The organism is Ruegeria sp. YTSC003 (assembly GCF_059609785.1).
Window position 1 is genome coordinate 716,650 of record NZ_JBXWMK010000001.1, and the last position, 21,613, is coordinate 738,262.

Annotated in this window: 19 protein-coding genes and 1 pseudogene; 11 read left to right on the top strand and 9 right to left on the bottom strand. The window is 58.7% G+C overall.

The annotated features are described in order from the left end of the window. Window positions 1–37: 37 nt before the first annotated feature. A complete protein-coding gene (locus AC2FFH_RS03540; protein WP_282170990.1) occupies window positions 38–940 on the top strand; it encodes a LysR family transcriptional regulator in 903 nt (300 codons plus the stop codon). Here AC2FFH_RS03540 and AC2FFH_RS03545 read toward each other — a convergent pair. Continuing rightward, complete coding sequence (locus tag AC2FFH_RS03545) at window positions 931–1,782, bottom strand: LysR substrate-binding domain-containing protein (RefSeq protein WP_496843760.1); 852 nt, start codon at window positions 1,780–1,782, stop codon at window positions 931–933. The two genes, AC2FFH_RS03540 and AC2FFH_RS03545, sit on opposite strands and share 10 nt — an antisense overlap. Window positions 1,783–1,885: 103 nt before the next feature. On the opposite strand from AC2FFH_RS03545, the gene AC2FFH_RS03550 reads away from it, so the two are divergent. Beyond that, on the top strand, window positions 1,886–2,587 hold the full coding sequence (locus tag AC2FFH_RS03550; RefSeq protein ID WP_496723882.1) for an SDR family oxidoreductase: 702 nt from the start codon (window positions 1,886–1,888) through the stop codon (window positions 2,585–2,587). 2 nt (window positions 2,588–2,589) lie between these two features. Here AC2FFH_RS03550 and AC2FFH_RS03555 read toward each other — a convergent pair whose 3' ends face one another. The 4 genes from AC2FFH_RS03555 to AC2FFH_RS03570 are packed head-to-tail and all read right to left on the bottom strand — an operon-like array spanning window position 2,590 to window position 8,315. Further along, on the bottom strand, window positions 2,590–3,861 hold the full coding sequence (locus AC2FFH_RS03555) for an NAD(P)/FAD-dependent oxidoreductase (protein WP_496768899.1): 1,272 nt from the start codon (window positions 3,859–3,861) through the stop codon (window positions 2,590–2,592). Between the two features lie 39 nt (window positions 3,862–3,900). After that, the gene (locus AC2FFH_RS03560; RefSeq protein ID WP_496843761.1) at window positions 3,901–4,935 is read right to left on the bottom strand and encodes an ACP S-malonyltransferase; all 1,035 of its coding nucleotides are present in this window, start codon (window positions 4,933–4,935) and stop codon (window positions 3,901–3,903) included. Next, window positions 4,932–7,124: a dehydrogenase E1 component subunit alpha/beta gene (locus AC2FFH_RS03565; protein WP_496768905.1), complete on the bottom strand. Its 2,193-nt coding sequence runs from the start codon at window positions 7,122–7,124 to the stop codon at window positions 4,932–4,934. The genes AC2FFH_RS03560 and AC2FFH_RS03565 overlap by 4 nt, the downstream gene beginning before the upstream one ends. Window positions 7,125–7,148: 24 nt before the next feature. Then, entirely contained in the window at window positions 7,149–8,315 is a 1,167-nt protein-coding gene (locus AC2FFH_RS03570) for a pyridoxal phosphate-dependent aminotransferase (RefSeq protein ID WP_496768907.1), read from the bottom strand. A 96-nt stretch (window positions 8,316–8,411) separates the two neighbouring features. On the opposite strand from AC2FFH_RS03570, the gene AC2FFH_RS03575 reads away from it, so the two are divergent. Then, window positions 8,412–9,302: a LysR substrate-binding domain-containing protein gene (locus tag AC2FFH_RS03575; protein WP_496843762.1), complete on the top strand. Its 891-nt coding sequence runs from the start codon at window positions 8,412–8,414 to the stop codon at window positions 9,300–9,302. Window positions 9,303–9,446: 144 nt separating this feature from the next. On the opposite strand, the gene AC2FFH_RS03580 is transcribed toward AC2FFH_RS03575, so the two are convergent. Both AC2FFH_RS03580 and AC2FFH_RS03585 read right to left on the bottom strand, forming a co-directional pair. Continuing rightward, window positions 9,447–10,604 carry an acyl-CoA dehydrogenase family protein gene (locus AC2FFH_RS03580; RefSeq protein ID WP_108859173.1) on the bottom strand — a complete coding sequence of 386 codons (1,158 nt, stop codon included), beginning with the start codon at window positions 10,602–10,604 and terminating at the stop codon, window positions 9,447–9,449. A 126-nt stretch (window positions 10,605–10,730) separates the two neighbouring features. After that, window positions 10,731–11,294, bottom strand: a complete 564-nt coding sequence (locus AC2FFH_RS03585) for a TetR/AcrR family transcriptional regulator (protein ID WP_496768913.1) — start codon at window positions 11,292–11,294, stop codon at window positions 10,731–10,733. A gap of 302 nt (window positions 11,295–11,596) precedes the next feature. Between AC2FFH_RS03585 and AC2FFH_RS03590 the strand changes: the two genes are divergently transcribed. The 7 genes and pseudogenes from AC2FFH_RS03590 (at window position 11,597) to AC2FFH_RS03620 (ending at window position 19,929) form a co-directional block, all read left to right on the top strand. Beyond that, complete coding sequence (locus AC2FFH_RS03590; RefSeq protein WP_496725361.1) at window positions 11,597–12,061, top strand: nuclear transport factor 2 family protein; 465 nt, start codon at window positions 11,597–11,599, stop codon at window positions 12,059–12,061. A gap of 11 nt (window positions 12,062–12,072) precedes the next feature. Beyond that, window positions 12,073–12,693 (top strand): pyridoxamine 5'-phosphate oxidase family protein, encoded by a 621-nt coding sequence (locus tag AC2FFH_RS03595; protein ID WP_496843763.1) that lies wholly within the window; start codon window positions 12,073–12,075, stop codon window positions 12,691–12,693. 42 nt (window positions 12,694–12,735) lie between these two features. Beyond that, a complete protein-coding gene (locus AC2FFH_RS03600) occupies window positions 12,736–12,897 on the top strand; it encodes a hypothetical protein (RefSeq protein WP_496725357.1) in 162 nt (53 codons plus the stop codon). Between the two features lie 102 nt (window positions 12,898–12,999). After that, window positions 13,000–15,480, top strand: coding sequence for a heavy metal translocating P-type ATPase (locus tag AC2FFH_RS03605; protein ID WP_496843764.1), 2,481 nt, complete (start codon window positions 13,000–13,002; stop codon window positions 15,478–15,480). Then, window positions 15,477–15,866 carry a Cu(I)-responsive transcriptional regulator gene (cueR, locus tag AC2FFH_RS03610; protein ID WP_058275308.1) on the top strand — a complete coding sequence of 130 codons (390 nt, stop codon included), beginning with the start codon at window positions 15,477–15,479 and terminating at the stop codon, window positions 15,864–15,866. Before AC2FFH_RS03605 ends, cueR begins: the two co-directional genes overlap by 4 nt. A 94-nt stretch (window positions 15,867–15,960) precedes the next feature. Continuing rightward, a pseudogene (locus tag AC2FFH_RS03615) lies at window positions 15,961–16,836 on the top strand (NAD(P)-dependent oxidoreductase); the annotation flags it as partial. A gap of 15 nt (window positions 16,837–16,851) precedes the next feature. Next, complete coding sequence (locus AC2FFH_RS03620; RefSeq protein WP_496843765.1) at window positions 16,852–19,929, top strand: aminotransferase class III-fold pyridoxal phosphate-dependent enzyme; 3,078 nt, start codon at window positions 16,852–16,854, stop codon at window positions 19,927–19,929. A 50-nt stretch (window positions 19,930–19,979) separates the two neighbouring features. On the opposite strand, the gene AC2FFH_RS03625 is transcribed toward AC2FFH_RS03620, so the two are convergent. After that, window positions 19,980–20,456, bottom strand: coding sequence for a hypothetical protein (locus AC2FFH_RS03625; RefSeq protein WP_496768920.1), 477 nt, complete (start codon window positions 20,454–20,456; stop codon window positions 19,980–19,982). Next, window positions 20,453–20,620 (bottom strand): hemin uptake protein HemP, encoded by a 168-nt coding sequence (gene hemP / locus AC2FFH_RS03630; protein WP_081894606.1) that lies wholly within the window; start codon window positions 20,618–20,620, stop codon window positions 20,453–20,455. Before hemP ends, AC2FFH_RS03625 begins: the two co-directional genes overlap by 4 nt. A 225-nt stretch (window positions 20,621–20,845) precedes the next feature. On the opposite strand from hemP, the gene gph reads away from it, so the two are divergent. After that, on the top strand, window positions 20,846–21,505 hold the full coding sequence (gene gph / locus AC2FFH_RS03635) for a phosphoglycolate phosphatase (RefSeq protein WP_496768922.1): 660 nt from the start codon (window positions 20,846–20,848) through the stop codon (window positions 21,503–21,505). Window positions 21,506–21,613 lie beyond the last annotated feature (108 nt).

Genomic DNA, 21,613 nt, shown 5'->3' on the forward strand with positions numbered 1-21,613 from the left:
TGGACAGTAAATCCATTCATGAATAATCATAAGCGGTATGAGCAAAACAGATTTCATGGATCTGGATGGCAAAGTCCTGAGGGTCTTTCTGACCATTCTCGAAGAAAACTCGGTATCCAAGGCCGCAGATCGGCTTGGCGTGACGCAATCGGCCATCAGCCACACCCTGTCCAAACTTCGGGTGGTTCTGGGCGATCCGTTATTTATCAGATCAGGGCAAGGTCTGACCCCTACTGAGCGCGCCTTGTCCCTGAAAGACCCCGTGCAGCAGGTTCTGGACAATATGCGCGCACTGACCGAGGACCGCCCGTTCGACCCGCTGTCCGAAGAGATGGTCTTTCACATCGCCACAAACGACATGCCGAGGGAATTGATTTTCCCGCAATTGCTGCAAAAAGTACGGACCGAAGGCGTGCGGCTAGGGTTGGGGTTTATCCCATCAGGTGTTCCAGACCCTGAGCTGCTGCGCAGCGATCGGTGTCAATTGATGCTGACACCTTTGCCGCCGGATGGACCGGACATCTTTCAAAAGCGCATCCTCAGCAGTCCGTTGATGATCTACTATGATGGCACACGACGATCTCCTCCGGACAGTTGGGAAACCTATTGCGAAACCGAGCATGTCGAAGTGCGCTTTGCCGATGGCCGCAGCTCGCGCGCTGTTATGCGGGGTGTCGATCAAAACCAGATCAGGCCACCGACGGTTACCCTGCCGCATTTCAATGCCATTACCTCATTTGTGAAAGGCGGCGACCTGATTTCAACCGATACGGCGTTGATGAAACACGGGCCGCTACATGCGTTGGATTGTGCACCTCTGCCCTTCGCGTGCGACCCTGTCTCTATCTACATGGTCTGGCACCAAAGATCATCCAACGACCCGGCACATCGCTGGTTGCGTGACAGGATCGAAGCCATCGCGGCGACGCTTCAGGATTGAGACAGCAACCAGTCTTTCATCACTGCGACCAGCGCGGGTTGGCGTGGCTGTTTAGGTGTCACGATGTAAAAGCCCAGGTCCTCGACCAGCTCGTCCGGGATCGGGCGCACCAACTGACCGGCGGCCAACTGGGCAGAAACAAGCGGTTCGTTAGCAAGCGCAACGCCCTGGCCCGACACGGCTGCATCGATGGCAAGGCTGGTCTGGCTGAAACTCATCATCTTCGGCTTGCCGGTGATCCCTGCCCGCTGCAGGAACAAAGGCCACAGCCCATGGGTGTCGTTCAGCAGAGTGTGCTTTGTCAGGTCAGCAGGATGCGCAATCCTGGCCGCCATCTCAGGACCGCAAACCGGAACGAATGTTGTAGAAAACAGAGGCACTGCGACCACCCCCGGCCCAAAAGGCGCGCGCCCTTGCCGAACAGCAATGTCGACACCGTCCCCCTGGAAATCCGCCAGCCGTTCCCGCGCGTCGACCTGCACGGCAATATCAGGGTGGTGCCGCGTAAAGTCCTGAAGACGGGGAACCAGCCATTTCGAGGCAAAGCTGGGCGTGACTGAGATAGTAATTTGTCTGTCCCCAGAAAGATCCTCGACGGCCTCTTCGATCAGTCGGAAGGCCCGGCGCAAGGGCGCATAGAACCTGCGCCCGGCCTCGGTCAGCGCGAGGCCACGCGGCAGGCGGTCAAAGAGCGTCACAGCCAATCGCGCCTCAAGTCCGCGTACCTGCTGGGCGACAGCACCTTGGGTGACGCCCAGGTCCTCGGCAGCCATGCGAAAGTTCAGATGGCGCGCCGAAGCTTCGAAAGCCCGCAAGGCGTTCAGAGGGGGAAGAGCCACCATCGTAGCACCCTGTAGTTTTTCTACATCATAAGGCCAGCAGAACTGATTGGTCAATCAGATTGCCAAAGCGCATCTTCATGCCATCAATGAATGGAGAAATCACATGACCAAAGTGGCGCTGATAACAGCGGGCGGCAGCGGAATGGGCGCAGATTCAGCCCGACGTCTGGCCGCAGATGGATTTAAGGTAGGTATCCTGTCGTCTTCGGGCAAGGGTGAGGCGCTGGCGCACGAACTGGGTGGCGTTGGTGTGACCGGGTCAAACCAGTCGACGGATGATCTGCAAAAACTGGTCGATACCGCGATGACTCATTGGGGGCGCATCGACGTGCTGGTCAACTCGGCCGGTCACGGACCGCGCGCGCCAGTGCTGGAGCTGACGGACGAGGATTGGCACACCGGTATGGACGTCTATTTCCTGAACGCCGTCAGACCAACCCGGCTGGTGACACCTATTATGCAGAAGCAAGGTGGTGGATCGATCATCAACATTTCGACCTTCGCCGCGTTCGAGCCCGACCCTGTCTTCCCAACCTCGGGCGTGTTCCGCGCAGGTTTGGCCGCTTTCACCAAGCTGTTCTCGGATCATTACGCGGCTGACAACATCCGGATGAACAACGTCTTGCCAGGGTTCATCGACAGCCTGCCAGAGAAAGAGGAATTCCGCGCGCGCATCCCGATGGGCCGCTATGGACGCAGCTATGACGAGATCGCCTCGGTCGTGGCGATGCTTGCGTCAGAAGGCGGCGGCTATATCACCGGTCAAAACATCCGGGTTGATGGCGGCATCACCCGCGCGGTCTGAGGTCAGAACCGCGCTTTTACAAAATGAGTCAGCGCCGCGCCGGTTTCAAAATAGGCGCGGCGTAGCCCTATCCACTTTTCCTGATACTCTGGGACTGCGGGCACCGGCAAAAGGCTTGGATCGTCCTGCAACAGACTTTGGGCAACAAGGCGGCCAAAGACAGTGCCTGGCCCGATTCCACGCCCCGAAAATCCATGAACGGACAGAGCATTGGGACCGATCTGCGTAATCTTCGGGATGTGGTCCGACGTCATGGCGATGCGGCCATGCCACCCTTCGACCAATGGCTGATCGGCCAGTTGCGGATACAGCTGTGCCAGTTTGCGCTTGATCCAGCTCTTGTGAATCCCGCCGCCTGCTTGATCCAGATCACCCATGGCACCGATGATAAACCGCCCCTCTTGATCCATTCGGAACGAGGTCATGATCAGGTCTGTGTCCCAGCACCCCTCATCCCCCGGCAAAACGCTAGCGCGCAGATTGTCCGACAATGGGGCCGTGGCATATTGGAAATAATAGACTGGTACATAAGCGGGGGCCGATGCGGTCAGATCACGGTGATAGGCATTGGTCGCCTGAATGACCCATTTGGCGCGCACCGTGCGCCGAGCAGTCTTCAACACCCAGATTCCATCCATTTGCTGCATGGACTGAACCGGGTCTTGCGTGGAAACTAACGCGCCAGCCTCAACCCCGGCACGCGCCAATCCACGCACATATGCCAATGGCTGGATGGTTCCGGCGCGCGGATCGAACAGGGCGCCACCAAAGGCCGCACTGCCGGTGCGTTGGGCTGTCAGTTCTGCAGACAGCAACTCAACCGGTGCGCCAGCAGCGCTGAGTTGCGCATGGCGGACCTGCAGGTCCCGGAGGCCCGCAGCCGAATGCGCACAGTGCAGAGTTCCGTTGCGCACAGGTTCACAGTCTATCCCATGCTGGTCGATCAGGCTGAACACCTCTGATGGAGCAGCAGCCAAAAGGTCAACCAGCCGATCCCCAACCATGTCACCCAGATGCGCGCGAATCTCAGCGGGCGGCAACCACAGCCCCGCATTCGCCAGCCCGACATTGCGGCCCGAGCCACCGTGACCGATGTCATGCGCCTCAAGCAGACAGACCGAAGCACCAGCCTTGGCCGCGGTCAGCGCCGCAGAACAGCCGGTATAACCACCACCGATCACCGCCAGATCAACAGTGAAATCACCGGTCGAAACACTGGGTTCGACATGTTCACGGCATGTGTTCAGCCAAAGGGACTGGTTGTGGTCGCTCATGTCGCGCTCCTTGAAATTGCGCGGATCATCAGGGCAGTGTCAGCCGGTTGCAAGCGCTCTTTGATCCTCGCGCCCCATGGCGATCAGGAAGGGTTGCGCATCCTGTTTCGCTTGAAAATCAGCCTTGTTACCCATGCCCCGCCAGTTCGCCAGAACAAGAGATTGCGCCACTGCGCCACCTAAGGTCGCACCGGGGCCGGTAACAATGAACACGTCTGGCGCGAACTCATGCGCGGCGGTCTGGATCGCACGGGTAAAGTCATAGGGTTCGGTCACTTGGTGGCCCAGGGTATAATCCCAAAGCGCATGCGTATCCGTCGCACCCGGCCACCAAACCTTTCCGCGACCGTCGATCAGGGGGCGTTCAGGCTGTCCGAACAAGTCCGCTCCCAAACGCGCACGCCCTTCGGCAGCGACCGGTGCCTGCAAGGATGTGTGAAACGCGGCATGGTTTGGCAGACGCATCGGGAAACTGTCCTGCACGGCGGGTTGCGACGCCTCGAACGCCTTCAGCCCCATTTCATTGCCTGCCAGAACCAGCATTCCGCCCAGTTCAATGGACAAAGCAAGATCATGATCCTGAATTGCGTTGATGCGCGCCACATCTGCCAACAGCTCGGTCTTGCGCGCGGCGTCGTCCGCCCAATCATCGGCAACATAGGGGTAAACCAATTGACCGCCGATCAGGTGATCCTGCATCAGTGTTCCCATCGTGTTCACGACGCGAAACCCGTCCTCAGGCGACAACGCCCCGGCAGCGGCCAATGCAATGTACCACCCCATCGAGTTCCCGGTGACCGCGACCACTTCGATATCATCGGCCTGCGATTGCGCGTCCGCCAGCGAAGCTGCGTAGATGAGCGGTGAGGCAATGTCGCCTTTTGAATACTTGGAAACTGTGAACCGCGCTGCGCCATCCAATGCAGTAACGGCCTCTTGCCCTGCTTCGGCACGTATCGCGTCGAAGCGCCTAAACATCGCAGTCCGCTGCGCGTGGTGGCGATGCAGATAGCCAAGCTCGGGCTTGTTGTATGTACCCCGACCGGGGCAGATCACGACAGCTGTGCGGGTCATGAGCGGCCCCCCGTCAGTTTTAGCGCAGCGGCGAGAATCCCCTCTTTCGACGGCAGCGGAGCAGCATAAGCGGGGCCAGTGGCGATAAAACAATCTTCGGCCACGACGCGCGCGCTAGGGGTAGAGGGACTGTTTTCGGTGAAAAAGGTCATCAGCGCCTCGGACTGGCTGCCAGTACGGCGGCACTCGTCGACGATCAGGACGTGTTTGCAACCCTTTGTGGCCTGACGCAGAGCCTCAATCGGGAGAGGTGCCAGCCAGCGCATGTCGATGATACGGGTTTTCACGCCCGCTGCCTCCAACTCGGGCAGAGCCTGTTTCGACAGGTAATGCCCGTTTCCATAAGTGACCATGGCCAGATCTTTACCCTCGCCATGCACGCCAACCTCACCCAGCGCGATACTCTGGTCAGGCGACGGGTACGCCGTCATCCAACCTGCGTCCTTTGCATCGTGCAGATCGCGCATCGGATAAAGGGCAATAGGTTCCAGAAAGACCACGACCCGCTGTTCTTCGCGCGCCAGCCGTACGCATTCGCGCAGCATCTTAGCCGCATCTGCGCCTGTCGACGGGCATGCAATGATCACGCCGGGAATGTCGCGCAGGACAGCCAGCGAGTTGTCATTGTGGAAATGGCCGCCGAACCCTTTCTGATACCCAAGCCCCGCGATGCGCAGAACCATCGGGTTAGTGAACTGCCCGTTCGAGAAAAAGGGCAGGGTCGCGGCCTCGCCCCTGATCTGGTCCTCGGCATTGTGCAGATAGGCCAGAAACTGGATTTCGGGGATCGGAATGAACCCGTTATGCCCCATGCCAATGGCCAGTCCCAGAATGGACTGCTCATCCAACAGCGTGTCGATCACCCGGTCCGGGCCAAAGCGTTGCTGCAGTTTCTGGGTCACGCCATAGACGCCGCCCTTGCGGCCGACATCTTCGCCCATACAGACGACCTCGCCGTGTTCCAGCATCAGATCGGTCAGCGCCCAGTTGATCAGACGGCTCATGGGTTGCGGATCATCCATTGCCCGCATGTCGCCGCCAAAGGCCTTGGCGCGCGCTTCGGTACTGGGACCGTTGGTGGGCTTACAGATCCGCTTTGGCGGGATCAGGCTGGCCATAACCTCGGACGCATTGGCCAGATGCGGGCGGGTTGCGGCCTCCGCCGCGATGCGGTCCGTGCGGGCGCAGGTATCTTCGTAGTTTTTCAACGCCTGCTCCGGCGCCAACGCCCCGGCCTGTTCCAGCAAGCGCACCGAGTGCAGCAGGGGATCGTTGGCCTCGTCCGCCTCCACTTCGGATTTTGGTAGGTATGTAGTCGGCACATCAGCGCCTGCGTGTCCGTAAAGGCGGACGGTTTTCAGGTGCAGGAAGGCAGGTTTGCGGCGGGAGCGGACATACTCGGCGGCTTCCTTGGACACTGCGTAGGTCTCGTAGATATCCAGACCGTTGGCCTGAAAGTACTTGATCCCGGGGCGATGCTCCATCGACGCCTGTATCCAACCCTTGGGCGTTTTGACCGAGATTCCAATCCCGTTATCCTCACACACAAACAACAGCGGCAAAGGCGTCGACTGCACGCTGGTCCAGCCTGCGGTGTTGATCGCGCCCTGCGCGGTGGAGTGGTTGGCCGAGGCATCCCCGAAGGAACACATCGTAATCCCGTCCAAGGGCAGTTCACGGTGTTCAGGATCGCGTCTCCGCGCGGCGCCTAACGAATAAGCAGCACCCACAGCCTTGGGCAGATGGCTGGCGATGGTCGAGGTTTGCGGCGGGATGGTCAGCGCCTTTGAACCCAAAACCTTATGCCGCCCGCCCGAGGTCGGATCCTCTTTCGAGCAGGCAAAGCTCAGCAACATGTCCCACGCAATTTGCTGGCCCGGCACCTGCTCGGCCCGGGCGATCTGGAACGCCGCGTCGCGGTAGTGAAGAAAGGCAATATCGGTCGGACGCAATGCATGCGCCACGGCTGCCATCCCTTCGTGGCCGGATGATCCGATGGTGTAAAACCCCTGCCCCGCCTTCTGCATGGCCCGGCTGGTCCGGTCCAATGCACGGCTAAGGACCTGTGACCGGAACAGCGACACCGCATCGGTTCCGCTTAGCCCCGGCCTCGGGCTTGCGCCTTCGGGGAAGTCGCGCTTGGCGACCCGGGTCAGGAAATTCTCGTGAACGATCTGGGCGCGATCCATTGGGTGTCTTCCGGTCTTACTTAGTTACAACTTGGCGGTAGCGTCCGCGATACGGCGCATACCTTCTTGCAGGCTTTCGGTGGCATAGGCAAAAGAAAGCCGCAAATGCCCCGGCATCCCAAACGCGCGCCCCGGCACCAGCGCCACGCCCGCCTCATCCAGCAGATAGCGACAGAATTCATGGTCTGTGGGCATTTTCGCATGAGTTTTGGGAAAGACGTAAAACGCGCCATCCGGCACGGCACATTCCAGACCAGCGGCGTTTAGCCCTTCGACAACCAGATCGCGGCGCTCTCGCATTTCCCGACGGCGTTCTGCCAGCAAGCCTTGCGGCCCGTTGATGGCCTCCAATGCTGCAGCCTGGGCAATCGAACACGCCCCCGACGTGATTTGCCCCTGCACGGCAACCATCGCGTTGATCAACTCAGCAGGGCCAATTCCCCACCCGATGCGCCAGCCGGTCATGGAATAGGCCTTGGACACGCCGTTTACGATCAACGTTCGTTCCGCCAATTCGGGAACGGCCAGCACAAAGGGCGTGAAAGGCACAAAAGACAGGTGTTGATAAATCTCGTCAGAAATCACCCAGACCTGAGAATAGTTTTGCAATACCGCGCCCAGCGCCTGCAATTCCGCCTTGGAATAGACCGCGCCGGTCGGATTGGACGGCGAGTTCAGCAGCAGCCAACGCGTGCGCGGGGTGATCGCGGCCTCCAACTGATCCGGCGTCAGTTTGAATTTCTGCGTCGCCGGACAGCGGACGACTACGGGGACACCGCCAGCCAAACTGACCATATCCGCATAGCTTGTCCAGAATGGAGCAGCCATAATCACTTCATCACCAGGGTTCAGAGTTGCCATCATTGCGGAGGACAAAACCTGCTTGGCACCCGTCGAAACGATTACATTTTCGGGGCGCGCGCCAGCCTCAGTCGCAATCGCTGATCGCAAGGCGGGCGTTCCTGCCGTTGCGGGGTATCGCGTCTGCCCGTCAATAGCTGCGCGGTGGGCCGCCTTAACAACATGCGGCGGCGTTGGGAAATCAGGCTCACCTGTGCTGAGCGCAATCACGTCGGCACCCTGCGCGCGAAGACGCGCGGCCTGCTCTGAGATACGAACGATCTCTGACAGCTCAATGCCATTCAACCGGTCGGCGGGCTGAAACTCTTTAATACTGGTCGTCAGGTTCATTGGTCCACATCCACGCTGGAATCCACACCTCTGTATCGGGCTGGCGCGCTGCAATTGCCAGTGATATTCCGTGTGAAAGGTATGAGGATTAGTCATATGATTGCGCCCCGTCGGTTTCTTCCCTCGATCCCCTCTCTTCTGGCATTGGAGGCGGTTGATCGCCTCGGCAGTGCCTCGGCTGCAGCCGAGGAGCTGTCGCTAACCCAAAGCGCGATCAGCCGACAGCTGAAGTCCATGGAGGAACAACTGGGTGTCGCGCTTATCCAGCGCAATCAAATGCGATTGCACCTGACCTCCGCCGCGAAAGATTATGTTCAGGTGGCGCGCACAGCGCTGAACCAGATTGCGCTGGCGTCACTGAAACTGAAGGCCAACCCAACAGGCGGGTCGCTGAACCTGTCCATCCTGCCCGCCTTTGGAATGCACTGGCTGGCACCACGCCTGCAGGATTTTGCCCGTCGCCACCCCGAAGTGACTGTGAACCTGAGCACATGCCTCAAGCCGTTTGACTTCGAGACCGAACATTTTGATGCCGCCATCCACTTCGGCCAAAAGAACTGGCCGGGCGTCAACTACCTGCCGATCATGCGTGAAGATGTGGTTCCGGTCTGCGCTCCGGACCTATTGCCAGATCAGGAGCAGGACTTGAGCTGGCTAATGACGGCTCCCCTGCTGCATCTAGAGACTCGACCGGACGCTTGGGAGCGATGGTTTGCGGCACAAGGGCGTGACGTATCAGGGATGCGGGGAATGCTGTTCGATCAGTTCTCGACTATGGTGCAGGCCACGATCCACGGGTTGGGAGCGGCGCTATTGCCCAGCTATCTGATTGAAGACGAACTGAAAACCAAAAGGTTGGTTCCCGCATGGAACGGACCCCGCATCAGCCTTGGGCAATTCTTTTTGGTCTGGCCGCAGTCACGGCCGGAATCCGAACCGCTACGGTCGTTTCGGATATGGCTCCAAGGTCAGGTTGGCCAATTCTGATCCCAAACTGCGCAGCCTCCGGCCTTGCGTCCTGCGGACGGCAGAGGGGTCGGGCAGGTGCGGGCTGCGCCCGCACCTGCCCGACCCAACGGGAGGAGACGTTTTCCAAAAACGTTGACAACAGGCGGGAGCCCTTTGGGTGCGTTACTTATCCAGCGAGCGGGCGATCAATTCTTTCATGATCTCGTTGGTGCCGCCATAGATCATCTGCACCCGCGCATCCGCATAAAGCCGAGCGATCGGGTATTCCATCATGAACCCGTACCCACCGAACAGCTGAAGGCATTCGTGCATGATCTCGTTCTGCACTTCTGAACCCCAATATTTCACCATCGAGGCCGTCGCCGCATCCAACGTGCCCGCCTCAAGTTGTGCGATGCAGTCATTGACGAAACTGCGCAGAACTTCGGCTTTGGTTTTGCACTCAGCCAATTTGAAACGCGTGTTCTGAAAGTCCATAACGCGTTGGCCAAAGGCCTTGCGTTCCTGCGTATAACGCACTGTCTCGGCAATTGCGAAGTCGATCGCGCCCAACGCCATGATGCCGATGGTCAGGCGTTCCCAGGGCAGTTGCTTCATCATCTGATAGAAGCCCTGGCCTTCTTCTGGTCCGATCAGGTTCGTCATCGGAACCTTGACGTCTTCAAAGAACAGCTCGGCAGTATCGTTGGCCTTCATCCCCAATTTCTTGAGGTTACGACCCCGGCGAAATCCTTCTGCGCCTTCGGTTTCTACTGCGATCAGCGATACGCCCTTGGACCCTTGCGATTTATCCGTCTTTGCAGCCACCAGAATCAAATCGGCGGATTGGCCGTTGGTGATAAAGATCTTGGATCCGTTCAGGCGATAGGAATTTCCGTCCTTGTCTGCGGTGGTGCGAACGGACTGAACGTCCGAACCTGTTCCGGGCTCGGTCATGGCCAAAGCGCCAACCATTTCACCGGATGCCAAACGAGGCAGCCATTTGTGCTTTTGATCCTCGCTGCCATAGGCGTTCAGGTAATGGACAACAATCGACTGAATTCCAAAACCCCAACCCGAGTCACCGCGTGCGGCTTGCCCGTACATCGTGACCGCGTCAAATCCAATCCCACCGCCTACGCCACCATATTCCTCGGCAATAGCGCCGGCCATCAAACCCATATCCCCGGCCTTGTTCCAGAATTCGCGATCGACCATGCCGTTTTGGTTCCAGCGTTCGATATTGGGTACAAGTTCGTCGTCCATGAACCGGTTTGCCATTTCGGCAAACATCTGATGTTCGTCAGTGACCCAGTTGGCGGTTGGCTTGAATAGCGACATATAGGTTTCTCCCAAATCGAATTTCGATAAGGGTAGCGTTGGGCATCGCGCAAACCAACCCATCTACCGGATTGCTACGCAACGTCTTTTTCGTACAAGACCTTACGTTCACAGGTTTAAACCCGGTCAAGCCAGGGCATTATCCAGCAGAACCTGTGCCGCTGCCTTTGCATCTCGCGCAGGATCGCAGCTTTTTACCAGAACGGCCGTGACGATTGCGCCCTCTTGCAAGAGCAGCAGCTGGCATCCCAATGCCTCGGGATCACGTGCGCCTGCCTTGCGGGCCAGATCGGTGAGAAATTCGAGCATCAGATGCTTGTGTTCGGCTGCTTGCACATGGATCGGGTGATCTTGTTCCTGATACTCTGCGCCCGCTTTGATGAACATGCATCCGCGAAAGCTGTCCTCCTTGAACCATTCGCCCAGCACATCAAAACTGGCGATCAGCCGTTCGGCAGGTGTATCGGCTAGCTCATCTACGCGTTGCAGGAACCATTTGCGAAAGTTCTCATCCCGCAACTGTAAAGCCGCCAGGATCAGCTCTTCCTTGGTACGGAAATGTTTGTACATCGACGTTTTCGACACGCCCGTCTCGACCACTAACTTGTCCATGCCGGTGACGTGAAATCCGTCACGATAGAAGACCTGCAATGCCTTGCGGACCAGCTCGTCACGTTTGTTCGGGCGCATCTGTCAGCTCCTGTATGTACTGATCGGTACATAATACACTGCAGCGATGGCTGCAACAGACACAACCTAACCTGCTGTTTTCACTTACTCTCCTTAGGAGACGAAAAATGTTAGTTCAAATAAATCCAACTCAACACTTGAAAAAGGTTACCGATCTGTACACATTCACGGCACAGTGTACCGATCAGTAAATTTAGGAGCGAACATATGAGACCCCGCACCAGACCTCTCTCGCACCAGTACATCCCCCTTCTTTTGACCATCGCCTTGATGGCGGCTTCTCTGACCTGAAAGACCCGCGCATGAACCGTCCTCCGCTGCCCCCGTTCACCCTGGAAACCGCAACGCAAAAAGTGCGATTGGCAGAAAACGCCTGGAATAGCCGTGATGCGGATGTCGTGACCCCGGCCTATACCGAAGACAGCCAGTGGAGAAATCGGGCAGAATTCCTAAGCGGCCATGCAGACATCCATGCCTTTCTGACACGCAAGTGGCACAAGGAACTGGACTATCGGTTGACCAAAGAGTTGTGGGCCTATTCCGGTGACCGCATTGCGGTTCGTTATGCTTATGAATGGCGTGACGACAGCGGCCAGTGGTTCCGGTCTTATGGCAACGAAAACTGGCAATTTGCCGAAGATGGTCGAATGGCCGAACGGCACGCGTCGCTGAACGACCTGCCGATTGCGGAAACCGAACGTCTGTTTTTCTGGCCGCAAGGCCCCCGTCCCGACGATCACCCCAGCCTGTCCGATCTGGGACTTTGAAAGGAATACTCATGCCCCGCGCCTTTTCCGAACTGACCTTCACACCTGCCGTCCGAGCCCATCAGGAACGGATGGGATCTGCCAAGACCTATGCCAAATTCATCGAAAGTGGCCCGCAGCAAGGTCATGAAATCGGCGAGCCTGAAAAGGCCTTTATCGAAGCGCGGGATGGGTTCTATCAATCCACCGTGTCCGAAACGGGTTGGCCATATGTGCAATACCGTGGCGGACCGACCGGGTTTCTCAAAGTTCTGGGACCGCAGACAATCGGTTATGCCGACTTTTCGGGCAACAAACAGTATATCTCGCGTGGTAACCTGGATGGTAATGACCGGATTGCAATGATCCTGATGGATTACGCCAATCGGCGGCGACTGAAAATTCTTGGCCGGGTCGCGTTCACCGAGGGCGAAGATGCCACGACCAGCCTTTATCCTGACGGTGCCGATGCCCCGGCTGAACGCGCCGTCATCATCCGGGTCGAAGCGCTGGACTGGAACTGCCCGCGCCACATCACGCCCCGCTTTACCGAGGCGGAGCTTCGTCCACATCTGAACTCGCTAGGGCAGCAATTGGCGCAACTTCAGGCCGAAAACGACAGGTTGAAGCAAGAGCTGGCAAAACGGCCCTGACCCAACAGCGCCTGATGAACCTCTCGAACCAGGACTTTACCCATGTCGCGATTTTCATTGAATATGGCCGGTTTCATTCTTGTAGGCATCGCGCTGACCACGGCCGCAGTGTCGCTTGCGTTCTTCGCCTCCCCCGAGGCCGTCAGATCGCCGCCGCCGGATACCTACAACTCTCTCTTGCTAGAAATGTTTGCGAACAGGTGACGCCGACACGCGGGTTGCAAAAAGAAAATCCGCGATACCCCTTGACCTTCCCGTGACTGGAACCCCCATTTGGAGGGCAGATCAGACATCGGGACGAGTCACATGGCTACACCGCAAACAACACAATTCAAAATCTCGGGCATGTCCTGCGCCTCCTGCGTGGGGCGTGTAGAAGCCGCGTTACAATCGGTGCCAGAAGTGACCGATGCCTCGGTCAACTTCGCGACCGAAACGGCGCAGGTCACACATACCGGGCCGATCAACGCACTGACTGACGCCCTGAGCAACGCCGGGTATCCGGCGGCCAGCAAGCAGACGACCCTGAAAATTGGCGGGATGACCTGCGCCTCGTGCGTGGCAAAGATCGAAAAAGCGCTGACTGCTGATCCTGCGGTCGTCGACGCACAAGTCAATCTTGCGACCGAAACCGCTGTGGTCACGTTTATCGACGGGGCCACCGACCCGCAAAAGCTGGCCAGTTTGTCTGAGGCAGCAGGATACCCTGCGCGCGTGGCAGACAGCATGACGGCTGACCAAACAGACCACACGAAATCCGACGAAGCGCATGCGCTGACCCGCGCGACGATCTTCGCAGCGGTATTGGCTCTGCCAGTATTCATTCTGGAAATGGGCGGGCATATGATCCCGGCCTTCCACCATTGGGTCCAGGCCACAATCGGCACGCAAACCAGCCACCTCATCCAGTTCGCACTGACCTCGGCCATACTGATTGGCCCCGGGCGCGTGTTCTATACCAAGGGGATCCCGTCGCTGATGCGCGGATCGCCCGATATGAACGCGCTGGTCGCTTTGGGAACGGGGGCCGCCTATTTGTTTTCCGTCATCGCAACCTTCGCCCCGCAGATCCTGCCGCAGGGTAGCGCCAATGTGTATTTCGAGGCCGCCTCGGTCATCGTGGTTCTCATACTGCTGGGCCGGGTCATGGAAGCGCGCGCCAAAGGCCGGACCGGGGCCGCAATCCGCAAGCTGGTCGGATTGCAGCCCAAAACGGCACGGGTCGAACAGGACGGGAACTTCATAGACAGGCCCATCGCTGACATAACAGTAGGCGATACCCTGCAGATCCGCCCGGGCGAACGGGTTCCCGTGGATGCCGAAGTTCTGGACGGTACCTCTTATGTGGACGAAAGCATGATCACCGGCGAACCGATACCGGTCGGCAAGTCGCCATCAGATCAGGTCGTCGGTGGTACGGTGAATGGCACCGGAGCGCTGCGGGTACGCGCAACGCGCGTTGGTGCCGATACGGTGTTGGCGCAAGTCATCCACATGGTCGAACAGGCGCAGGGAGCGAAGCTGCCGATCCAGGGGCTGGTCGACCGGATCACTGCAAGGTTTGTTCCTGTGGTTATTGGGGTTGCGCTTTTTACGATCGCCATTTGGATGTTCGTCGGCCCGGAACCGGCTTTGCCATTGGCGCTGGTCGCCGGCGTCTCGGTTCTGATTATCGCCTGCCCCTGCGCCATGGGCCTTGCGACACCAACCTCAATCATGGTCGGCACCGGCCGCGCGGCAGAATTGGGCGTGCTGTTCCGCAAAGGCGATGCGTTGCAGCAGTTGCAGCAAGCCAAGGTGGTCGCGCTGGACAAGACCGGGACACTCACGCTGGGCCGGCCGGAACTGGAGAGCGTTACGACCGCAAACGGCTTTGACCGCGACAGTGTTCTGCGTTTGGCGGCCGCCGTAGAGGCACGGTCAGAGCATCCCGTTGCCACTGCCATCACTCGTGCCGGACCATCTGAATTGCCTGAGGTATCCGAATTTGACTCGCTCACAGGGCTGGGTGTTCGGGCTGTGGTCGAGGGGCATAAGCTGCTGATCGGTTCGGCCAGATTGATGGAGCAGAACGACATAACCGTCAGGGACCTGATGGCCGAGGCCAACCAGCGCGCCGAAGAAGGCGCAACCCCTTTGTTTGTAGCCATCGACGGTCAGGCCGCTGCAATGCTTGCGGTCGCGGACCCGATCAAGCCCGGCACTGTGCAGGCGCTTGGGCGGTTGCACGAAATGGGGCTAACTTTGGCGATTGTGACAGGCGACAACGCCCGGACGGCGCAGGCGCTGGCGGACAAGCTGGGCATAGATCATGTCACGGCCGAAGTGCTGCCCGATGGTAAGCTTGCCGCGATCAATACTCTGCGCGACACGTTCGGCGCACTGGCCTTTGTCGGGGATGGCATCAACGATGCCCCAGCGTTGGCTTCGGCGGATATCGGAATCGCCATCGGAACCGGCACCGATGTAGCGATTGAAACTGCGGATGTGGTGCTGATGTCGGGTGATCTGCGCGGTGTCGCAAACGCGGTCGAGATCAGCCGCAGAACCATGCGCAACATCAAGCAGAACCTAGGCTGGGCGTTTGGTTACAACATCCTGCTTATCCCGGTTGCTGCGGGAGTTCTTTACCCGTTTGGCGGCCACCTTCTGTCCCCGGCCCTTGCCGCAGGGGCCATGGCATTGTCCAGCGTCTTTGTCGTCTCGAATGCACTGCGTTTGCGGCGCGTCCGGGCCAGCCTGCCTGACACCCCGCAAGGCCATGCAACGCAAACGGTGACCTCATGAATATCGGCGATGTTTCAAGCCAGACCGGCCTACCCGCCAAGACGATCCGGTATTACGAAGATATCGGCCTGGTAAAGCCCCTGCGCGATGACAACGGATACCGCAGGTTTCGCAGTCAGGACGTGCACAAACTGAATTTTCTGGGCCGCGCCCGCGCCTTGGGATTCACGATCGAGGATTGCCGGACGCTGATGGCATTGTACGAGGACGAAACCCGTGCCAGCGCCGATGTCAAAAAGGTGGCCCGCGCGCATATGGCTCAGATCGAAGCCAAGATCGCTGACCTGAACGCCATGCGGGACACTCTGAGCCATCTGATCGACGCTTGCGCAGGGGACGACAGACCCGATTGCCCGATCCTACAGGATTTGGGCGGCAAAGCGTGACGCGGGGTTGCCCTTTGGACGCAGCTTTGCTTTGTCTCTGCTAAACAATCCGGCCCGCTGAAAAAGACGGGGACCGGACAGCAGAGAGGATCTCCAAATGGCAAAAGTCGCGTTTCTGGGTCTGGGCGTCATGGGATACCCCATGGCCGGTCACTTGCAGGCCGCAGGTCATGAGGTGACCGTTTACAACCGCACCGCCACTAAGGCCGAAGCTTGGGTCGCCCAACATGGTGGCGCCATGGCGACAACCCCCCGAGAGGCCGCGCAGGGTGCAGATTTCGTCATGGCCTGTGTCGGCAATGACGACGATCTACGGATGGTTTGTACAGGTGAAGACGGCGCATTCAGCGGCATGTCCAATGGGGCGACCTTTGTTGATCACACCACTGTTTCGGCCATGGTGACACGCGATTTGTACGAAGTTGGGCAAACAAAAGGCATCGCTTTTGTGGACGCTCCGATCTCGGGCGGTCAGGCAGGGGCAGAAAATGCGGTTCTGTCGATTATGTGCGGTGGGGATCAGGCGGCGTATGACGCGGCTGAACCGATTATGCAGGTCTATTCCAAGATATGCCGTCGTATCGGCGACAGCGGTGCAGGTCAGATGACCAAGATGTGCAACCAGATCGCTATTGCCGGTCTGGTGCAAGGCCTCAGCGAAGCGCTGCACTTTGCCGAGAAGGCGGGCCTTGATGGCCGCGCAGTTGTTGAAGTTATCAGTCAGGGCGCGGCGGGCAGTTGGCAGATGGCAAACCGATATGAGACAATGCTGGATGACCATTTCGAACATGGGTTTGCGGTGGACTGGATGCGTAAGGACCTCGGCATCTGTCTGGATACGGCCAATGAAACGGGGGCTTCGCTGCCTGTTACCGCTCTGGTCGATCAGTTTTACAAGGACGTTCAGAAATTGGGCGGCGGGCGCTGGGACACGTCCTCGCTGATCAAACGCCTGCGCGCGCTGGATTAAAGGACCGTCGCACTGATGACCGAGTTGACCGAATTCTGGGCCCACGCCCTGCGCATCCATTGGGGGCTTGAGGCCAAACTGAACCGGCTGGACGGCGAATATGACCTCAACTTTCTGGTCAAGGCCACCAATGGTCAGGACTACGTACTGAAAGTCATGCGCGCGGGTTGCGAGGCAGAGTTCATTGACCTGCAGATAAAGGCGCTGAAACACGTTGCCGCCGAGGCACCGGGACTGCCCTTTCCCAGTGTTTTTCCGGATATCAACGGTGCGCTGCTCCCGGAAATCCCTGATCAGGATGGGCAGCCCCGACTGGTTTGGTTGCTCGAATGCCTGCCCGGCCAATGCTATGCCAAGGCTGCGCCGAAATCCGAGGAACTGATCCTGAAACTGGGCCGCGTTCTAGGCGCAACCGACCGGGCACTGGAACGGTTTACTCACGACGGGCTACACCGCGCGGATTTCAAATGGGACCTGACACAGGCGGGCTGGATTTCGGACAAGTTGGATGCCATTGCCGACCCTGCGCGGCAGGCAATGTTGTCAGAGATTTGCGTTGAATTCGATGCGATCTCGGGCTCTCTGGCGGGCCTGCCGAAGCAAGCGATCCACAATGATGCCAACGACTACAATATATTGGTCGACGGTGAACTGGGTCAGCGGCAAACCGTCTCTGGCTTGATCGACCTGGGCGACATGTGCGCCGCACCGCGTATTTGCGATCTGGCGATAGCCGGGGCGTATATCGTCCTGGACCACCCAAAACCCGAGCCGGCATTGACGGCGTTGGTCCGCGGCTATCACGCCGCCAATCGTCTGCGTGCTGACGAGGTCGATTTGATCTGGCCGCTGCTGCGGATGCGGCTGGCCGTGTCCGTGGTAAACTCGACCCTGATGGCGGCGGACAATCCGGACGACCCTTATGTGACCATCAGTCAGGCCCCCGCTTGGCGGTTTTTGGAAAACGACAGGGTGAATGGCGGCTTGATGCTCGCCCGGCTGCGCGCCGCCTGCGGGTTGCCGGTAACCGACGGGGCCGAACGTATCCACGCCTATCTGTCCGAACATCGCGGTCAATTCGCGCAGATGTTCGAACAGGACCTGAGCGATGTTCCGATGGGATCGCTTTCGGTCGAGAATTCAACTTGGCCCCAGAACCCGTTCCACATGCCTCTGGATGAAGCCGCGCGTGTCGGTGAGGAATTCGGTGAGGAATTCGGTGAGGGGCTCTGGCTGGGCTACTACAACGAACCGCGCCTGATCTATGCCGAGCCAGCGTTCCGCAAAGGGCCGTGGAAAGCCTCTGACCGACGGACAGTGCATTTGGCGGTGGATGTGTTCGCCCCAGCCGGAACCGTGTTGTATTCCCCGATGAGCGGTCGGGTCGAAGCGGTCGAAAACCGTGACGCGCATCTGGACTATGGCGGCGTCGTGATTCTGCATCATGAAACACCCGAGGGCGATCCGTTCTATACACTCTACGGTCATCTCGACCCCGAAGTCTGCGACCGACTGAAACCGGGCGATCCTGTGGCGCAGGGCGCGGCTTTTGCGCGATTGGGGGATGCTACGCAAAACGGCGGCTGGGCTCCGCATGTGCACTTTCAACTGGCCCTGACAACCAATGGCATGCAAAACGACTGGCCCGGCGTTGGTGATCCTGACGAAATGGAGCTGTGGCACGCCGTCTGTCCAAATCCGGCAGCGTTGTTGAATCTGCCGGACGACAAGGTGTTCTATCGCCCGACCGACAAGCAAGCGATCCTGCAAGGGCGGCATGACCATTTCGGTGGCAACCTGTCCCTGACCTACGATGATCCGGTCATGCTGGTGCGCGGGTGGAAGCATCATCTGTTCGACGAATGGGGCCGCCCCTATCTGGATGCCTATAACAACGTCCCTCATGTGGGTCATGCACACCCGCGCATTCAGGCCGTGGCAGCCGACCAGCTTAAGCGGATGAATTCGAACACCCGCTACCTGCACCCCGCTCAGACTGCGTTTGCCGACAAGATTCTGTCCAAGCTGCCCGACCATTTCGAAGTCTGCTTCTTCGTAAACTCAGGCACGGAAGCCAACGAGTTGGCCCTACGACTGGCACGGGCGCATACCGGGGCCAAAGGGATCGTGACGCCGGATCATGGCTATCACGGTAATACCAACGCGGCAGTGGCGGTCTCTGCCTACAAGTTCAACAAACCCGGCGGCATTGGCCAGGCCGATTGGGTCGAGCTGGTCGAGGTGGCTGATGACTATCGTGGCTCGTTCGGACGCGACGATCCCGATCGGTCACAGAAGTTTGCCGATCTGGTTGATCCGGCTATTGCCGCGTTGCAGGCCAAAGGCCAGGGGTTGGCTGGCTTCATCGCCGAGACCTTCCCCTCGGTCGGCGGCCAGATCATTCCACCCAAGGGGTACCTGTCAGCCGTCTACGAAAAAATCCGTGCAGCAGGAGGTGTTTGCATTGCTGACGAGGTGCAGACGGGCCTTGGTCGCCTTGGCGACTACTATTTCGGCTTTGAACACCAGGGCGCGCTGCCGGATATCGTTGTTATGGGGAAACCCATCGGCAACGGCCATCCGCTGGGCGTACTGGTCACGACCAAAGCCATCGCAGACAGCTTCAACAACGGGATCGAGTTCTTTTCGACTTTTGGCGGCTCTACCCTGTCCTGCCGGACCGGCAAGGAGGTGCTGGACATTGTCGATGACGAGGGGCTGCAGGACAATGCCCGTGACATGGGCACGCGCCTGATGGATGGGCTCCGACAGATTGAGGCTGATTTCGGCTGTGTCGGTGACGTGCGCGGTATGGGCTTGTTTCTGGGCGTAGAACTGATCAATCCGGACGGATCCGAAGGCACCGAAATCTGCAATTATGTCAAAAACCGGATGCGCGATCACCGTATCCTGATCGGCAGCGAAGGACCCAAGGACAACATCCTGAAAATTCGCCCGCCTTTGACGATTGAGGCTGAAGATGTCGACATGATCCTATGGGCATTACGCAAGGTCCTATCCGAGGTCGGCGATTACGCCCCCACCTCGGTCTGCGATCATGACCACCACCACGCGGGCTGTGGGTGTTGCTGAAACAAAAAACCCCGGCTCTGACAGGCCGGGGTTTTGAAGTCGCCAGCCGCTTAGTGCAGCATGGCCGAGGGGGATTTATGCCCTGTCGTCGGCAGGGGTATTGACGCGGTCATCCGGCGCAGCACCATACCCATCTCTTCGGACAGTGACGCCAGTGCCGGGGCAAAGTCTGGTCGTACGATCAGCGTTGCCATCATCATCGCGTCTTCACGCGCACCTTCCGAAGCGGCAGCGATCATCTGGGCAAAACAGTTTTCGTCTGCACCAAGGCAGGAACAGCCAAGCCCATGCCGTACCAAGGGACGGCGGCTGTGGTGGGCACACAGCCCGCACAGACGATCTAGCGTCATCACTGCAGCCCGCCCCTGATCCAGGCCAAGCGCAATTTCGAAATCGCTTGCAGCATCCGCACGGGCCTCGGGACTTTCGCTCCATAATCGCAGATACATCACAGCACCGGCTTCGATCGGGCTAAGGTCGGACAGACGCCCAACCGCAGCGCCACCGCGAGAGGAATGCGTGCTCATTTCGTCAGGATCAGCTTGCCGGCGCGTGTGATACGCAGGGTATAAAGTTGATCGCCCAGTTCGATATGGGCCAGGTTGCCACCCTTGGTCAGATCTTCGGCCTTATGTGCCGGAAGCATGGACACCGCATAGGACTGGCTGGGATTCGGGGTCTGCACATTCATCAGGACAACTCCAGTAGGTTCTCGGGCGAAGGGCCTTAATTTGTTCGCGCTTTCAACAATATGGCTGACCCGAACTGGGTTGGCTGAGGGGGTCTTTCCGTTAATCTGATTAATTTAGTCAGGTATGTCAACCCTATTCGATGGAAACCGCGAATGTGGGGTGATTGCGCAAAGATTTCATGCAGGTTAGGTCTGGCTCACACGCATTAACCGACGGGGAAACCGATGACCGCAACAATCATGTTCGACCTGGATGGAACACTGGTAGACAGCCTTCCGGACATTGCAGCGGCCGCCAACCGGACATTGCTGGATATTGGCGTCGCCCCGTTGCCGGAAAGCACGATCAAGCAATTTGTGGGCAACGGTCTGCCAAAACTGGTCGAACGCATGATCCACCATCACGACCTGCCGATAGAGCGCCACGGCGAATTGACCAAACTGACGCTGGCCCACTACTCTGCCGCCTCCAGCGACAAAACAATTCCCTACGCGGGCGTCCCACAGGCGCTGGCGCAACTGCGCAAAATGGGCTGCGTTCTGGGCGTATGCACGAATAAACCTGAGGCACCCGCCCGTCATATCCTGGACGCACTGGATCTGGCACATCACTTCGATACAGTGTTTGGCGGCGATACACTGCCTGTTCGCAAACCAGACCCCGCGCACCTTGAGGCAAGTTTCAACGCGGTCGCCAGCGCCGGACCCCGGCTCTATGTAGGAGACAGCGAAGTGGATGCCGAAACTGCGCGTCGTGCAAACGTGCCCTTTCTTTTGTTTTCGGAAGGCTACCGAAAAACTCCGGTGGAAGAGATCCCACACAGGTTCAGCTATGATGACGCGCACAAACTACCCGCACTCGTCCTGGAGGCATTGCAGGGATAGGGGAAAAGTTTGCTGGCAGGGGGATTTGGGAAGGCGGTTGAGGGGCCGGCCGAGGGGGTAAGTAGCCAGCCCCTCATCGGGGAAAAGTGGTATTGTCCGCAGTAATTC

Bases quoted from the DNA above. Each gene is read 5' to 3' on its own strand.
- AC2FFH_RS03590 (WP_496725361.1), top strand. From the start codon at position 11,597: ATGAACCGTCCTCCGCTGCCCCCGTTCACCCTGGAAACCGCAACGCAA.
- AC2FFH_RS03570 (WP_496768907.1), bottom strand. From the start codon at position 8,315: ATGAACCTGACGACCAGTATTAAAGAGTTTCAGCCCGCCGACCGGTTG.
- cueR (WP_058275308.1), top strand. From the start codon at position 15,477: ATGAATATCGGCGATGTTTCAAGCCAGACCGGCCTACCCGCCAAGACG.
- AC2FFH_RS03595 (WP_496843763.1), top strand. From the start codon at position 12,073: ATGCCCCGCGCCTTTTCCGAACTGACCTTCACACCTGCCGTCCGAGCC.
- AC2FFH_RS03555 (WP_496768899.1), bottom strand. From the start codon at position 3,861: ATGAGCGACCACAACCAGTCCCTTTGGCTGAACACATGCCGTGAACAT.
- AC2FFH_RS03540 (WP_282170990.1), top strand. From the start codon at position 38: ATGAGCAAAACAGATTTCATGGATCTGGATGGCAAAGTCCTGAGGGTC.
- AC2FFH_RS03600 (WP_496725357.1), top strand. From the start codon at position 12,736: ATGTCGCGATTTTCATTGAATATGGCCGGTTTCATTCTTGTAGGCATC.
- AC2FFH_RS03565 (WP_496768905.1), bottom strand. From the start codon at position 7,124: ATGGATCGCGCCCAGATCGTTCACGAGAATTTCCTGACCCGGGTCGCC.
- AC2FFH_RS03620 (WP_496843765.1), top strand. From the start codon at position 16,852: ATGACCGAGTTGACCGAATTCTGGGCCCACGCCCTGCGCATCCATTGG.
- AC2FFH_RS03580 (WP_108859173.1), bottom strand. From the start codon at position 10,604: ATGTCGCTATTCAAGCCAACCGCCAACTGGGTCACTGACGAACATCAG.
- AC2FFH_RS03625 (WP_496768920.1), bottom strand. From the start codon at position 20,456: ATGAGCACGCATTCCTCTCGCGGTGGCGCTGCGGTTGGGCGTCTGTCC.
- AC2FFH_RS03545 (WP_496843760.1), bottom strand. From the start codon at position 1,782: ATGGTGGCTCTTCCCCCTCTGAACGCCTTGCGGGCTTTCGAAGCTTCG.
- AC2FFH_RS03575 (WP_496843762.1), top strand. From the start codon at position 8,412: ATGATTGCGCCCCGTCGGTTTCTTCCCTCGATCCCCTCTCTTCTGGCA.
- AC2FFH_RS03560 (WP_496843761.1), bottom strand. From the start codon at position 4,935: ATGACCCGCACAGCTGTCGTGATCTGCCCCGGTCGGGGTACATACAAC.
- hemP (WP_081894606.1), bottom strand. From the start codon at position 20,620: ATGAATGTGCAGACCCCGAATCCCAGCCAGTCCTATGCGGTGTCCATG.
- gph (WP_496768922.1), top strand. From the start codon at position 20,846: ATGACCGCAACAATCATGTTCGACCTGGATGGAACACTGGTAGACAGC.
- AC2FFH_RS03585 (WP_496768913.1), bottom strand. From the start codon at position 11,294: ATGCGCCCGAACAAACGTGACGAGCTGGTCCGCAAGGCATTGCAGGTC.
- AC2FFH_RS03605 (WP_496843764.1), top strand. From the start codon at position 13,000: ATGGCTACACCGCAAACAACACAATTCAAAATCTCGGGCATGTCCTGC.
- AC2FFH_RS03550 (WP_496723882.1), top strand. From the start codon at position 1,886: ATGACCAAAGTGGCGCTGATAACAGCGGGCGGCAGCGGAATGGGCGCA.